Raw genomic sequence first — 13,049 nt, 5'->3', positions numbered from 1 at the left:
CGATAGCGGTGTAACAGTCACAGGTGTTTTTGACTGCAACACCGCTATCGCAGGCAAGCCAGCTCCCACAGTTGATCTGTGATGCGCTTGAGTTACTTCTTTTGCTTCGGGATCCGCACCAACTGCGTATCCGAATAGATGTCATGCCAGCTGCGTTTGTGTTTATCGAACAACGACCAGATAAATCCCAACCCCACGCACAGCCATGACGCAATCGACACCACAAAACGCAGCAGTGCCTGCCACAGGCTGATCCGCGACCCGTCGGCGTTCTGCACGCGCACGCCCCACACCTGCATGCCCAGGGTTTGCCCCGAATGAGTCCAGAACTTGGCGAAGAACCCGAAGAGCACGAACAGCAGGATCGTGGACAGCAACGGGTCACCGTCCAGCGCGCCGGATTCGGTGAGCGTGCGCATCTTCGCTTCGCCCACGAAGGCGATCCACACCAGCTTGTAGATAAAAGCGGTGACGATCAGCAGTGCGGTACATAAAAGAAAGTCGTAGAACATCGCTGCCAGGCGGCGGCCCAGGCCAACGGCGGGGAATTCGCCCTGGGGGCTCAACAGGGGTTTGGACATGGCAGGGCTCTCTGGAGAAAGCACGCAGTTTACGCAATGGCGCCCATAAAAAAGCCCCTGATGTCATATCAGGGGCTTTTTGTCGCAGGTAAGGGTCAGGCTTCTGCGTGGACTTCGTCAGCCTGCATGCCTTTCTGGCCCTGCACAGCGACGAAAGTCACTTTCTGGCCTTCCTTCAGGCTCTTGAAGCCATTGCCCTGAATAGCGCGGAAATGCACGAACAGATCCGGGCCGCTTTCAGGAGTGATAAAACCAAAGCCTTTTTCGTCGTTGAACCACTTGACGGTACCGCTCTGACGCTCAGCCATTTTCTTCTTTCCTTTGACGCTAAAAATTAATGACAGCCCCTTTCAAACGAAAGAGTACTGGGCTGGGTTGCAGGAAAGTAAGAGACGTCGAACGGGTTGTAGCAAACTACTTGAGCTACTGCCCAGGTCCAGGTTCCAAGCGACCCATGCAAACACAGTGGGCAAACTCTACGCCAACTAATATGAAAAAAACAAGCCCTTGTGCAGGCCCTGATTTTACTGGGGCTCATGACACTTTGTTGAATGTTCTGATACTGGCTTATTCGATAGATCTATTCACTTGTTATAGGGCCTCAGCTATAAAAAGCCTATCGTGAATGCACTGTTTTATGGCGGTTGCGTTACAGTTTAGTGCACGTTAACGCAACCGCGTTACTTATAGAAACAGTCAATCAGCCACGGTAGTAACGTTGCGGAACAAATGGCATTTTACTTACACGCAGTGGCACCTTTTTCCCACGTACCATTGCGCAAACTTCGGTATCCAGTGCGACAAATGCGCTGTCCAGGTAACCCATTGCCAGAGGGCCGCCCAAGGTTGGACCAAAGCCCCCGCTGCAGACGCTGCCGATAACCGTACCTTGTGCATCGACAATTTCAGCGCCTTCACGCACCGGGGTACGCTCCTGCGGCAGCAGGCCTACGCGTTTGCGCGCCACACCGGTTTGCTGCTGAGTGAAGATGCGGTCGGCGCCAGGGAAGCCGCCGGCCCGTGCGCCATCGGCACGCCGAGCCTTGGAAATCGCCCACAGCAGGCTGGCTTCGATTGGCGTGGTGTCGGTGTTCATGTCGTGGCCGTACAAACACAAGCCGGCTTCCAGGCGTAGCGAATCGCGAGCGCCCAGGCCGATCGCCTGCACTTCGGTTTCGGCCAGCAGGCTGCGGGCCAGGCTCTCGGCATTGGCGGCCGGCACGGAGATTTCAAAACCGTCTTCACCGGTGTAGCCGGAGCGGCTGACGTAGCAGTCCACGCCCAGCAAACGCAGGGTGGCGAATTGCATGAAGGTCATCTGAGTGACTTCAGGGGCCAGGCGCGCCAATACTTTCACTGCCGCAGGGCCTTGCAGGGCCAGCAGGGCGCGTTCTTCGAACAGCGGTTCGATGGTGCATTGGTCGCCGATATGTGTACGCAGGTGCGCCAGGTCCTGGTCCTTGCAGGCGGCGTTGACCACCAGGAACAATTCGTCGTTGCCCAGGTTGGCGACCATCAGGTCGTCGAGGATGCCGCCTTGCTCATTGGTGAACATCGCATAGCGCTGCATGCCTACTGGCAGGTCGATGATATCGACGGGCACCAGGGTCTCCAGAGCCTTGGCGGCATTCGCGCCAGTGAGACGAATCTGGCCCATGTGGGAGACGTCGAACAACCCGGCCTGTTCACGGGTATGCAGGTGTTCCTTCATCACGCCCAATGGATACTGCACCGGCATGTCGTAGCCGGCGAAGGGCACCATGCGTGCGCCCAGTTCCAGGTGCAGGGCATGCAATGGGGTTTTCAACAGGGTTTCGGTGGACATATTCAACTCCTGAAAAACGTGCCGACGCGCTTGTGGGCGTCAGCACTCGATAATGTTGACCGCCAAACCGCCACGGGCGGTTTCCTTGTATTTGCTTTTCATGTCGGCGCCCGTCTGGCGCATGGTGCGGATGACCTTGTCGAGGGACACAAAGTGCTGCCCGTCGCCACGCAGGGCCATGCGCACCGCATTGATCGCCTTCACCGAGCCCATGGCATTGCGCTCGATGCACGGCACCTGCACCAGCCCGCCAATTGGGTCGCAGGTCAGGCCGAGGTTGTGTTCCATGCCGATCTCGGCGGCGTTTTCCACTTGGGACACGCTGCCGCCCAGCACTTCGCAGAGTGCGCCTGCGGCCATGGAACAGGCCACGCCGACTTCGCCCTGGCAACCGACTTCGGCGCCTGAGATCGAAGCGTTTTCCTTGTACAAAATGCCGATGGCGGCCGCGGTGAGCAAAAAGCGCACTACGCCGTCTTCGTTCGCGCCGGGGATAAAACGCATGTAGTAATGCAGCACGGCGGGAATGATCCCGGCCGCGCCGTTGGTGGGCGCGGTGACCACGCGCCCGCCATTGGCGTTTTCTTCGTTGACCGCCAGCGCATACAGGTTGACCCAATCGAGCACCGACAGCGGGTCGCGCAGCGCCGACTCCGGGTTCTTGCACAACTGCCTGTGCAAGGCCGCTGCCCGGCGCTTGACCTTCAAGCCTCCGGGCAAGATGCCTTCGTTGCGACAGCCGGCATCGACGCAATCCTGCATGACCTGCCAGATCTTCAACAAACCGCTGCGGGTTTCGGCTTCCGGGCGCCAGGCACTTTCATTGGTCAGCATCACCTGGCTGATAGACAGGCCATAGGTGGTGCAGTGGCCGAGCAAGTCCTTGGCGTGTTTGAACGGGAAGGTCAGGGGGGTAGCGTCTTCGACGATACGGTCGGCGCCCGCCGCGTCTTCATCCACCACGAAACCGCCACCGACCGAGTAGTACTCGCGGCTGCGGGTCTGGATGCCGGCGGCGTCAAAGGCACGAAAGATCATGCCGTTGGGATGATAGGCAAGGGGCTTGCGAATCATCGCCAGGTGTTCTTTCTCGTTGAACGCAATGCTGTGTTCGCCGAGCAGGTTGAGGCGCCCGTCACTGCGCATCTGCGCCAGGCGTGCTGCCACGGTTTCGGTATTCACGGTGTCCGGGTGTTCGCCTTCCAGGCCCAGCAACACAGCCTTGTCGCTGCCGTGGCCTTTGCCGGTGGCGCCCAGTGATCCGTAGAGTTCCACCTTGATGCCGGTGGTGGCCTCCAGCAGGTTGTCACGCTTGAGCCCCTCGACGAATCGAGCAGCGGCACGCATCGGGCCGACGGTGTGGGAACTTGAGGGGCCGATGCCAATCTTGAACAGGTCGAACACGCTAAGGGACATGGTTGTTCTCCGGTTTCTTATTATTTTCTGAAAGCCGACTCGGTCAATGTGGGAGCCGGGCTTGCCCGCGATAACGGTGGGTCAGGCAACATCACTGTCGGCTGATACACCGCTATCGCAGGCAAGCCAGCTCCCACACTGGCCGCGTATCTCCCGTCAGATCAGGCGTAGCTCTCGATAGAAGGGCACGCACACACCAGGTTGCGATCTCCAAACACGTTGTCGACCCGGCCAACCGGCGGCCAGTACTTGCCTTCGATCAATGAAGCCACCGGGTACACCGCTTGTTCACGGCTGTATGGGTGGCTCCATTCGCCCACCAGTTCCGCAGCCGTGTGCGGCGCGTTCTTGAGGGGGTTGTCGTCTTTGTCGAGGGTGCCGTTTTCTACCGCGCGGATCTCTTCGCGGATGGCGATCATGGCGTCGCAGAAGCGGTCCAGCTCTTCCTTGGATTCACTTTCGGTGGGCTCGATCATCAAGGTGCCGGCCACCGGGAACGACATGGTCGGCGCATGGAAACCAAAATCGATCAGGCGCTTGGCCACGTCGTCCACGCTGATGCCGCTGCTGTCTTTCAACGGGCGCAGGTCCAGGATGCATTCGTGGGCCACCAGGCCATTGCTGCCGGTGTACAGCACCGGGTAGTGCTCTTCCAGGCGACGGGAAATGTAGTTGGCATTCAGGATCGCCAACTGCGACGCACGCTTGAGGCCGGCGCCGCCCATCATGCTGATGTACATCCAGGTGATCGGCAGAATGCTCGCGCTGCCGAACGGCGCAGCGCACACCGCGCCTTCCTTGCGTTCCATGGCGGCGTGGCCGGGCAGGAATGGCGTGAGGTGCGACTTGACGCCAATCGGGCCAACGCCCGGGCCGCCACCGCCGTGGGGAATGCAGAAGGTTTTGTGCAGGTTCAGGTGGGACACATCGCCGCCGAACTTGCCCGGTGCGCACAGGCCGACCATGGCGTTCATGTTGGCGCCGTCGATGTACACCTGGCCGCCGTTGTCATGAATGATCCCGCAGATTTCGCGAATACCTTCCTCGAACACGCCGTGGGTAGAGGGGTAGGTGATCATCAGTGCTGCGAGGTGCTCGCGGTGCTCAATGGCCTTGGCGCGCAGGTCTTCGATGTCGACGTTGCCGCGTGCATCGCAAGCGGTGACCACCACGCGCATGCCGGCCATGTTGGCGGTCGCAGGGTTGGTACCGTGGGCTGACGACGGGATCAGGCAGATGTCGCGACGTTCTTCGCCACGGCTCTGGTGATAGGCACGGATGGCCAAGAGGCCGGCGTACTCACCCTGGGAACCGGCGTTGGGTTGCAGGGAGATCGCGTCGTAACCGGTGGCCGCGCAGAGCATGGCTTCCAGTTCGCTGGTCAGTTGCTGGTAGCCGGCGCTTTGCGCGGCGGGGGCGAACGGGTGCAGGGCACCGAATTCGGCCCAGGTCACCGGGATCATTTCGCTGGCGGCGTTGAGCTTCATGGTGCACGAGCCCAGCGGGATCATGGTGCGGTCCAGGGCCAGGTCCTTGTCGGCCAGCTTGCGCAGGTAGCGCATCAGCTCGGTTTCCGAGTGATAACGGTTGAACACCGGGTGGCTGAGGATCGGCGACTGGCGCAGCAAGGCGCTCGGCAGGGTGCTTTCGGTTGCAGCAAAGGCTGGCAGGGTTTTGCCATCGGCGAAGATGGCCCACAAGGCTTGGATATCGGCCTGGGTGGTGGTTTCGTCGACCGACAGGCCAACGCGTTCGCCATCCACCACGCGCAAGTTGATGCGCTGGGCGCGGGCCTTGTCGTGCAGGGCTGCGGTGTGGGCGCCGGTGTGGATTGTCAGGGTGTCGAAGAAGTGTGCCTGCTCGACTTTCTGGCCCAGGGCCGTCAAACCCTTGGCCAGGATCGCGGTCAGTTGGTGAATGCGCTGGGCGATCTGCGTCAGGCCCTTGGGGCCGTGGTACACGGCGTACATGCTGGCGATATTGGCCAGCAGCACTTGCGCGGTGCAGATGTTGCTGGTGGCTTTCTCGCGGCGGATATGTTGCTCGCGGGTTTGCATGGCCAAGCGCAGGGCCGGCTTGCCGAAGCGGTCGACGGAAACACCGACCAGACGGCCTGGCATGTCGCGCTTGAACGCATCCTTGGTGGAGAAGTACGCCGCGTGCGGGCCACCGAAGCCCAGTGGCACGCCAAAGCGTTGTGCGCTGCCAATGGCGACGTCGGCGCCGAATTCACCCGGCGGCGTCAGCAGGGTCAGGGCCAGCAGGTCGGCGGCCACGGCGACCAGTGCGTTGGCGGCGTGGAAACGTTCGGTCAGTTCGCGATAGTCGAACACATCGCCGTTGCTGGCCGGGTATTGCAGCAGGGCGCCGAAGAACGGGCTGACGTCGGTCAGTTCGCGCTCATCGCCCACTACTACATCGATGCCCAGTGGTTCGGCGCGAGTGCGCAGGACGTCGAGGGTTTGTGGGTGGCTGTGCACCGAAGCGAAGAACGCGTTGCTGCTTTTGTTCTTGCTCAGGCGCTTGCAGAAGGTCATGGCTTCGGCGGCGGCCGTGGCTTCGTCGAGCAGGGAGGCGTTGGCAATCGGCAGGCCGGTGAGGTCGCTGATCAGGGTCTGGAAATTCAGCAGGGCTTCCAGGCGGCCTTGGGAAATCTCGGGTTGATACGGCGTGTAGGCGGTGTACCAGGCCGGGTTTTCCAGCAGGTTGCGTAGGATCGGCGACGGCGTATGGCAGTTGTAGTAGCCCTGGCCGATGTAGGTCTTGAACAGTTGGTTCTGGCTGGCGATGGCCTTGATCTTGGCCAGGGCCTCGGCTTCGCTCAGGCCGTCTTCCAGGCCGAGCACGCTGGTGCCCTTGATGCTTTCGGGGATGACGCTGGCGCTCAGGGCTTCGAGGGAATCAAACCCCAGGCTGGCGAGCATTTGCTGCTCATCTTCCTGGCGCGGGCCGATGTGGCGGGCGATGAATTCGTTGGCGGTGGTCAGATTAACGGTCATGGCGCGCTCCTCAAGCTTCAGCGTTGGCTTTGATCAGGCGGTCGTACGCATCCTGATCCAACAGCTTAGCCACTGCATCGGCATCGGCGGGTTTAAAGCGGAAGAACCAGCCTTCGCCCATCGGGTCTTCGTTGACCAGTTCCGGGCTGCCATCGAGCTTGTCGTTGACTTCGAGGACTTCACCGTCCAACGGCATGTACACACCACTTGCGGCCTTGACCGACTCCACGGTGGAGGTTTCGGCGCCCTTGGTATAAGCCTGCAACTCCGGCAGTTGCACGAAAACCACGTCACCCAGCGCGTTCTGCGCAAAAGCGGTGATACCCACGGTGACGCTGCCATCGGCTTCGGCGCGCAGCCATTCGTGATCTTCAGTGAAACGCAACTCGCTCATGGAAACTCCTCAGGGCCAGAATCGTCTGGTGGACGGGATTGGAATAATGAGGAGTTGCTTAGCAATATTGCGGCCAACGTTATTAAGCCGTTATAAATCAATGGGTTAATAAATTTCGCTATAAAGTCCGAGGAGTGAGCTGTAGCGATTTCGCTACAGTCAGGTGCGTGAAAAAAAGCCTATGTGGATCAAAGCCTTGCATGGCACGCAAAAAACAGGGCTGTAGCGATATCGTTACGCTGTAGCGCTTTCAGTACACGGAATGTCGTTCTCAGACCAAATCTGTAATGCGGTTTCTGTGGGGGCTTGCCTGCGATAGCGGTCTACCCGTCACTAAGGAGTTGGATGACCCGACGCTATCGCAGGCAAGCCAGCTCCCACAGTTGAACCGCGTTTATTCCGTCAGGGTTTGTTGGGAATGCCGTATTTGCGCAGGCGATGGGCGATAGCCGTGTGGGAGGTTTGTAGCCGGCTGGCCAGTTGGCGGGTCGAGGGGTAGCGGCTGTAGAGGCTTTCCAGCAGGCTGCGCTCGAAATCTTCCACGGCCTGTTCCAGGCTGTCGACTTCACCATCGCTCTGGCGCGCCACGGAGGTGCCGGCGATGTCCAGGTCACCGATGTCCACCAGGCTGCTTTCGCAGATGGCGGCAGCGCGGAAGATCACGTTTTGCAACTGCCGCACGTTGCCCGGCCAGTGGTTGCCCAGCAGGGCTGGATAGGTACCCGGCGCCAGGCGGCAGACCGGGCGCTGGATCTGCGCGCAGGCTTGCTGCATGAAGTAGCGCGCCAGCAGCAGGATGTCCTGGCCGCGTTCACGCAAGGGCGGCACGGCGACGTTGAGCACGTTAAGGCGGTAAAACAGATCTTCGCGAAAGGTGCCTTCGCTGACCATCTTTTCCAGGTCGCGGTGGGTGGCGCTGAGGATGCGCACATTGACCTTCACTTCGCGGTCGCCACCCACGCGGCGAAAGCTGCCGTCATTGAGAAAACGCAGCAGCTTGGCTTGCAGGTACGGCGACATCTCACCGATCTCATCGAGGAACACCGTGCCCTGGTTGGCCAGCTCCATCAGCCCCGGTTTGCCACCGCGTTGCGCGCCGGTAAAGGCGCCAGGGGCATAGCCGAACAATTCACTTTCGGCGAGATTTTCCGGCAGTGCCGCGCAGTTCAATGCCAGAAACGGCGCACTGTGGCGCGCACTGATGGCGTGGCAGGCGCGGGCCACCAGCTCTTTGCCGGTACCGGTTTCGCCCTGGATCAGCAGCGGTGCATCCAGTGCCGCCACCCGTTGCGCCCGCGCCTTGAGCGTGCGGATCGCCGGGGACTCGCCCAGCAGCGCATCAAACCCTTCGGCATGGTCATGGTGCAGCGCCGACAGTTGTTCGCCGATGCGGTTGGGCTGGTAGAGGGTGAGCAGGGCGCCGGCGTCGGTGATCGGCGTGGCGCCCAGCAGCAGGGTTTGGCCGTTGACGCTGATCTCGCGCAACGGCAAGCGAAAGCCCTGGTCCAGCAAGGTTTCCAGCAAGGCCGGATCATCGAACAGCTCGGCGATGCTCTCACCAGCCGGTTCACGCCCGTACAAGGCGATCAGCGCCGGATTGGCCAGCAGGATCTTGCCTGCACTGTCCAGGGCCAGCACCGGGTCGGTCATGGCCGCCAGCAGGGCATCGAGTTGCAAGTGGCGACGCTGGCCCGGAAGGATGTCGACGACCTTTACCGCTTGCACGCCGTGCACGCTGAACAACGCGTCGCGCAGTTCTTCGAGCACTTCGGCGCTGAGGGTCGGCGCATCGATATAGACATTGGGCGGCACCATCTCCACCGCATCCAGATTGAGATTGCGCCCACCGAGCAAGGCCAGGACTTCCTGGGTGATGCCGACGCGGTCGATGAAGCTGACGTGGATACGCATGGGGCGGATCTTGATTCTGGAGTGCTGAGGGTGGCCAGTATGCCTTGGAGCCGGTGGAGATCAAAATGTGGGAGCTGGCTTGCCTGCGATGGCGGTGGGTCAGTTACCGAAAATATCGTCTGACACGTCGCTATCGCAGGCAAGCCAGCTCCCACATTCGATTGGGGGGCAGGTTATTCCAGGTGTTCGGGTTTGACCGGGTCGCCGGATTTCATATCCAACTGCTGGCGCACATCCTCAAACATCAGGTCGTAATGCTTGTGCTGTGAACCGACGCTGCTATGGGTCTTGGGAATGCCGTATTTTTCGACAATCTTGGTCACATTGCTGGCGAAGTTATAGGCCTGGTCCTTGGGCAGGAAAAAGGTTTCCTTCATGTCCTTGCCCTGGATGCTGCCATGCAGGGTGAACTGCATGCCTTTGCCTTCGCGGTCATCCGTGACGACTTCGTAGTCCAGGCACAGGTCGTAGCTGACATCGTCCTTGTTCAGCGCGTGTCGCTCGATATGCAAGTGGCCGGGTTCAAAGATAGCCATAGGCGTTTCTCCTCAACTTCACAGGTAGGTGATGCCAGGTTTTGCCGTGCTGATGCGCGTGCCGGCGCTGCCCTGGACGATGGCTTCGATGTCCGAGAGTGAACCGATCACCGCGGTTTTGCCAGTCTGACGGGCGAACTCGCAGGCGGCTTGTACCTTGGGGCCCATGGAGCCGGCGGCGAAGCCGAGTTTTTCCATCTCGTCGGGGTGGGCCTGGCCGATGGCCTTCTGGGTGGGCTTGCCGAAGTCGATAAAGGCGGCGTTGACGTCGGTGGCGATCACCAGCAAATCGGCCTCCAGTTGCGTGGCCAGCAAGGAGGAACACAAGTCTTTGTCGATCACCGCTTCAATGCCGCGCAGCTTGCCGTCTTCGCCATACATGGTTGGGATGCCGCCACCACCGGCGCAGATCACGATGGCTTTTTTCTCCAGCAGCCACTTGATCGGGCGAATTTCAAAGATGCGTTTGGGACGCGGGCTGGCGACTACACGGCGGTATTTGTCGCCGTCGGGCGCGATGGCCCAACCTTTTTCGGCGGCGAGCTTCTCGGCTTCGGCTTTGGCGTACACAGGGCCGATAGGCTTGGTGGGGTTCTGGAAGGCCGGGTCCTTGGCGTCGACTTCGACCTGGGTGAGCAGGGTGGCGAATGGCACTTCGAAGTCCAGCAGGTTGCCCAGTTCCTGTTCGATGATGTAGCCGATCATGCCCTCGGTCTCGGCGCCCAGCACGTCCAGTGGGTAAGGCGAGACGCTGGTGTAGGCCGCCGCCTGCAATGACAGCAGGCCGACTTGCGGGCCATTGCCGTGGGCGATCACCAACTCGTTGCCGGGGTGGATCTTGGCGATCTGTTCGGTGGCGATGCGGATATTGGCGCGTTGGTTGTCTGCGGTCATGGGTTCACCACGACGCAGGAGGGCGTTGCCGCCCAGGGCTACGACGATGCGCATACAGAATGTCCTTCTAAAATGATCGTTCCCACGCTCTGCGTGGGAATGCCCCACCGGACGCTCTGCGTCCGCTCTTGTGGCGCAGAGCGCCACTGGCTGCATTCCCACGCGGAGCGTGGGAACGATCAGAGTGGTGTTAGATATCCGCCAACGCCGACACCAGAATCGCCTTGATGGTATGCATGCGGTTTTCCGCCTGCTCGAAGGCAATATTGGCCGGCGACTCGAACACCTCTTCGGTCACTTCCACGCCATTGGCCAGGTGCGGATAGCGCGCCGCGATGTCCTTGCCGACCTTGGTTTCACTGTTGTGGAACGCCGGCAGGCAATGCATGAATTTCACCCGAGGGTTGCCCGAGGCTTTCATCATCTTGGCGTTGACCTGGTACGGCAGCAGTTGCTCGATGCGCTCGTCCCACGCTTCCACCGGTTCGCCCATGGATACCCAGATATCGGTGTGGATGAAGTCCACGCCCTTCACGGCTTCTTTCGGGTCTTCGGTGATGGTGATGCGCGCGCCGCTTTCCTCGGCAAAGGCCTGGCATTGCTTGATGAAATCTTCATGGGGCCACAGCGCTTTCGGCGCGCCGATGCGCACGTCCATGCCGAGCTTGGCGCCGATCATCAGCAGCGAGTTGCCCATGTTGTAGCGGGCGTCCCCGAGGTACGCGTAGCTGATGTCATGCAGCGGCTTGTCGCTGTGTTCGCGCATGGTCAAGGTGTCGGCGATCATCTGGGTCGGGTGGAATTCAGCGGTGAGGCCGTTGAACACCGGCACACCGGCGAACTTGGCCAGCTCTTCGACGATTTCCTGCTCAAAACCACGGTACTCGATGGCATCGAACATCCGGCCCAACACGCGGGCGGTGTCTTTCATGCTTTCTTTGTGGCCGATCTGCGACGACACCGGGTCGATGTAGGTGACGTGGGCGCCCTGGTCATGGGCCGCGACTTCGAAGGCGCAGCGAGTGCGGGTCGAGGTTTTTTCGAAGATCAGCGCGATGTTCTTGCCCTGCAAGTGCGGGCGCTCGGTGCCGGTGTATTTGGCGCGTTTGAGGTCGCGGGACAGGTCCAGCAGGTAATGCAGCTCGCGGGTAGTGTGGTGCATCAGCGACAGCAGGCTGCGGTTGCGCATATTGAAAGCCATGATGGAATCTCCTTAATAGTCGATAGGGTCGCGGATGATCGGGCAGGTCATGCAGTGGCCGCCGCCACGGCCACGGCCGAGTTCACCGGCGCTGATGGTGATCACTTCCACACCGGCCTTGCGCAGCAGGGTGTTGGTGTAGGTGTTGCGGTCGTAGCCAATCACCACACCCGGTTCCACGGCCACCACGTTGTTGCCGTCATCCCATTGCTCGCGTTCGGCGGCGAAGCTGTTGCCGCCGGTCTCGACGACACGTAGCGCCTTGAGGTTGAGCGCTGCGGCCACGGTTTCGAGGAAGTTGGTTTTCTCGCGCTGGATGTCGATGCCGTGGGGCTTGCTCTCGTCAGGGCGCAGGGTGAACGGCACGATCTGGTTGACTACTTCGGGGAAGACGGTGACCAGGTCGCGGTCGCAGAAGCTGAACACGGTGTCCAGGTGCATCGCGGCGCGGGATTTGGGCAGGCCGGCAACGATGACGCGTTCCACGGCTTTGTTCTGGAACAGGTTGCGCGCCAGTTGGCCGATGGCCTGGTGGGAGGAGCGCTCACCCATGCCGATCAACACCACGCCATTGCCAATCGGCATCACGTCGCCGCCTTCCAGCGTCGCGGCGCCATGTTCCTGGTCGGGGTCGCCGTACCAGATCTGGAAGTCCGCGTTGGTGAACTCAGGGTGGAATTTATAGATGGCGCTGGTCAGCAGGGTTTCCTGGCGTCGCGCCGGCCAGTACATCGGGTTGAGCGTCACGCCGCCGTAGATCCAGCAGGTGGTGTCGCGGGTGAACTGGGTATTGGGCAGCGGCGGCAGGATGAAACTGGCGTGGCCGAGAAAATCGCGGAACATCTCGATGGTCTTGCCACCGAAGCTGCTCGGCAGGTCGTCGGCCGATACGCCGCCAATCAGGTATCCGCTGATTTTGCGCGGCTCCAGGCTGCGCAGCCACGAGCCGACTTCATCGACCAGGCCCAGGCCTACCGTGTTGGCGGTGATCTTGCGTTCCAGAATCCAGTCCAGCGCTTCGGGGTTGGCGACGATGTCGGTGAGCAGGTTGTGCATTTCCAGCACATCAATGTCCCGCTCGCGCATCTTGGTCACGAAGTCGAAGTGGTCGCGCTTGGCCTGGGCCACCCACAGCACGTCATCGAACAGCAGCTCGTCGCAGTTGTTGGGGGTCAGCCGCTGGTGGGCCAAACCTGGGGAGCACACCATGACTTTGCGCAGTTTGCCGGCTTCGGAATGTACGCCGTACTTCACTTTTTCCGTGGTCATTACAGATCCTCCAGTGAACAACA

The 13,049-nt window shown here is 60.7% G+C and carries 11 protein-coding genes; all 11 read right to left on the bottom strand.

Annotated features, from left to right (window positions below):
* Positions 1 to 92: 92 nt before the first annotated feature.
* The 11 genes from AC1RAC_RS25730 to arcA all read right to left on the bottom strand — a co-directional run bounded on the left by AC1RAC_RS25730 (position 93) and on the right by arcA (position 13,026).
* Positions 93 to 581, bottom strand: a complete 489-nt coding sequence (locus AC1RAC_RS25730; protein ID WP_034128556.1) for an RDD family protein — start codon at positions 579 to 581, stop codon at positions 93 to 95.
* A gap of 95 nt (positions 582 to 676) precedes the next feature.
* The gene (locus AC1RAC_RS25725) at positions 677 to 889 is read right to left on the bottom strand and encodes a cold-shock protein (protein ID WP_034128555.1); all 213 of its coding nucleotides are present in this window, start codon (positions 887 to 889) and stop codon (positions 677 to 679) included.
* Between the two features lie 392 nt (positions 890 to 1,281).
* On the bottom strand, positions 1,282 to 2,406 hold the full coding sequence (gcvT, locus tag AC1RAC_RS25720; protein ID WP_054898393.1) for a glycine cleavage system aminomethyltransferase GcvT: 1,125 nt from the start codon (positions 2,404 to 2,406) through the stop codon (positions 1,282 to 1,284).
* 39 nt (positions 2,407 to 2,445) lie between these two features.
* Positions 2,446 to 3,822: an L-serine ammonia-lyase gene (locus AC1RAC_RS25715; protein ID WP_034128553.1), complete on the bottom strand. Its 1,377-nt coding sequence runs from the start codon at positions 3,820 to 3,822 to the stop codon at positions 2,446 to 2,448.
* Positions 3,823 to 3,983: 161 nt separating this feature from the next.
* Positions 3,984 to 6,821, bottom strand: a complete 2,838-nt coding sequence (gene gcvP / locus AC1RAC_RS25710; protein WP_198790640.1) for an aminomethyl-transferring glycine dehydrogenase — start codon at positions 6,819 to 6,821, stop codon at positions 3,984 to 3,986.
* A gap of 10 nt (positions 6,822 to 6,831) precedes the next feature.
* Complete coding sequence (gene gcvH, locus AC1RAC_RS25705; RefSeq protein WP_492617094.1) at positions 6,832 to 7,215, bottom strand: glycine cleavage system protein GcvH; 384 nt, start codon at positions 7,213 to 7,215, stop codon at positions 6,832 to 6,834.
* 402 nt (positions 7,216 to 7,617) lie between these two features.
* Positions 7,618 to 9,126: a transcriptional regulator GcsR gene (gcsR, locus tag AC1RAC_RS25700; RefSeq protein ID WP_003193823.1), complete on the bottom strand. Its 1,509-nt coding sequence runs from the start codon at positions 9,124 to 9,126 to the stop codon at positions 7,618 to 7,620.
* Between the two features lie 173 nt (positions 9,127 to 9,299).
* Positions 9,300 to 9,662 carry a DUF5064 family protein gene (locus AC1RAC_RS25695; protein WP_057975114.1) on the bottom strand — a complete coding sequence of 121 codons (363 nt, stop codon included), beginning with the start codon at positions 9,660 to 9,662 and terminating at the stop codon, positions 9,300 to 9,302.
* Positions 9,663 to 9,680: 18 nt separating this feature from the next.
* Entirely contained in the window at positions 9,681 to 10,610 is a 930-nt protein-coding gene (gene arcC / locus AC1RAC_RS25690; RefSeq protein ID WP_186527757.1) for a carbamate kinase, read from the bottom strand.
* A gap of 136 nt (positions 10,611 to 10,746) precedes the next feature.
* Positions 10,747 to 11,757 (bottom strand): ornithine carbamoyltransferase, encoded by a 1,011-nt coding sequence (locus tag AC1RAC_RS25685; protein WP_014719695.1) that lies wholly within the window; start codon positions 11,755 to 11,757, stop codon positions 10,747 to 10,749.
* Between the two features lie 12 nt (positions 11,758 to 11,769).
* A complete protein-coding gene (arcA, locus tag AC1RAC_RS25680; RefSeq protein ID WP_492617093.1) occupies positions 11,770 to 13,026 on the bottom strand; it encodes an arginine deiminase in 1,257 nt (418 codons plus the stop codon).
* Positions 13,027 to 13,049 lie beyond the last annotated feature (23 nt).

The sequence above is a fragment of the Pseudomonas sp. GW823-FHT02F05 genome, from assembly GCF_058797315.1.
This window is presented reverse-complemented; position numbering and strand designations above follow the sequence as displayed.

What these genes read in the sequence shown, in the direction of transcription:
- AC1RAC_RS25730 (WP_034128556.1), bottom strand. Translation starts at nt 581, where the DNA reads ATGTCCAAACCCCTGTTGAGCCCCCAGGGCGAATTCCCCGCCGTTGGC.
- AC1RAC_RS25725 (WP_034128555.1), bottom strand. Translation starts at nt 889, where the DNA reads ATGGCTGAGCGTCAGAGCGGTACCGTCAAGTGGTTCAACGACGAAAAA.
- gcvT (WP_054898393.1), bottom strand. Translation starts at nt 2,406, where the DNA reads ATGTCCACCGAAACCCTGTTGAAAACCCCATTGCATGCCCTGCACCTG.
- AC1RAC_RS25715 (WP_034128553.1), bottom strand. Translation starts at nt 3,822, where the DNA reads ATGTCCCTTAGCGTGTTCGACCTGTTCAAGATTGGCATCGGCCCCTCA.
- gcvP (WP_198790640.1), bottom strand. Translation starts at nt 6,821, where the DNA reads ATGACCGTTAATCTGACCACCGCCAACGAATTCATCGCCCGCCACATC.
- gcvH (WP_492617094.1), bottom strand. Translation starts at nt 7,215, where the DNA reads ATGAGCGAGTTGCGTTTCACTGAAGATCACGAATGGCTGCGCGCCGAA.
- gcsR (WP_003193823.1), bottom strand. Translation starts at nt 9,126, where the DNA reads ATGCGTATCCACGTCAGCTTCATCGACCGCGTCGGCATCACCCAGGAA.
- AC1RAC_RS25695 (WP_057975114.1), bottom strand. Translation starts at nt 9,662, where the DNA reads ATGGCTATCTTTGAACCCGGCCACTTGCATATCGAGCGACACGCGCTG.
- arcC (WP_186527757.1), bottom strand. Translation starts at nt 10,610, where the DNA reads ATGCGCATCGTCGTAGCCCTGGGCGGCAACGCCCTCCTGCGTCGTGGT.
- AC1RAC_RS25685 (WP_014719695.1), bottom strand. Translation starts at nt 11,757, where the DNA reads ATGGCTTTCAATATGCGCAACCGCAGCCTGCTGTCGCTGATGCACCAC.
- arcA (WP_492617093.1), bottom strand. Translation starts at nt 13,026, where the DNA reads ATGACCACGGAAAAAGTGAAGTACGGCGTACATTCCGAAGCCGGCAAA.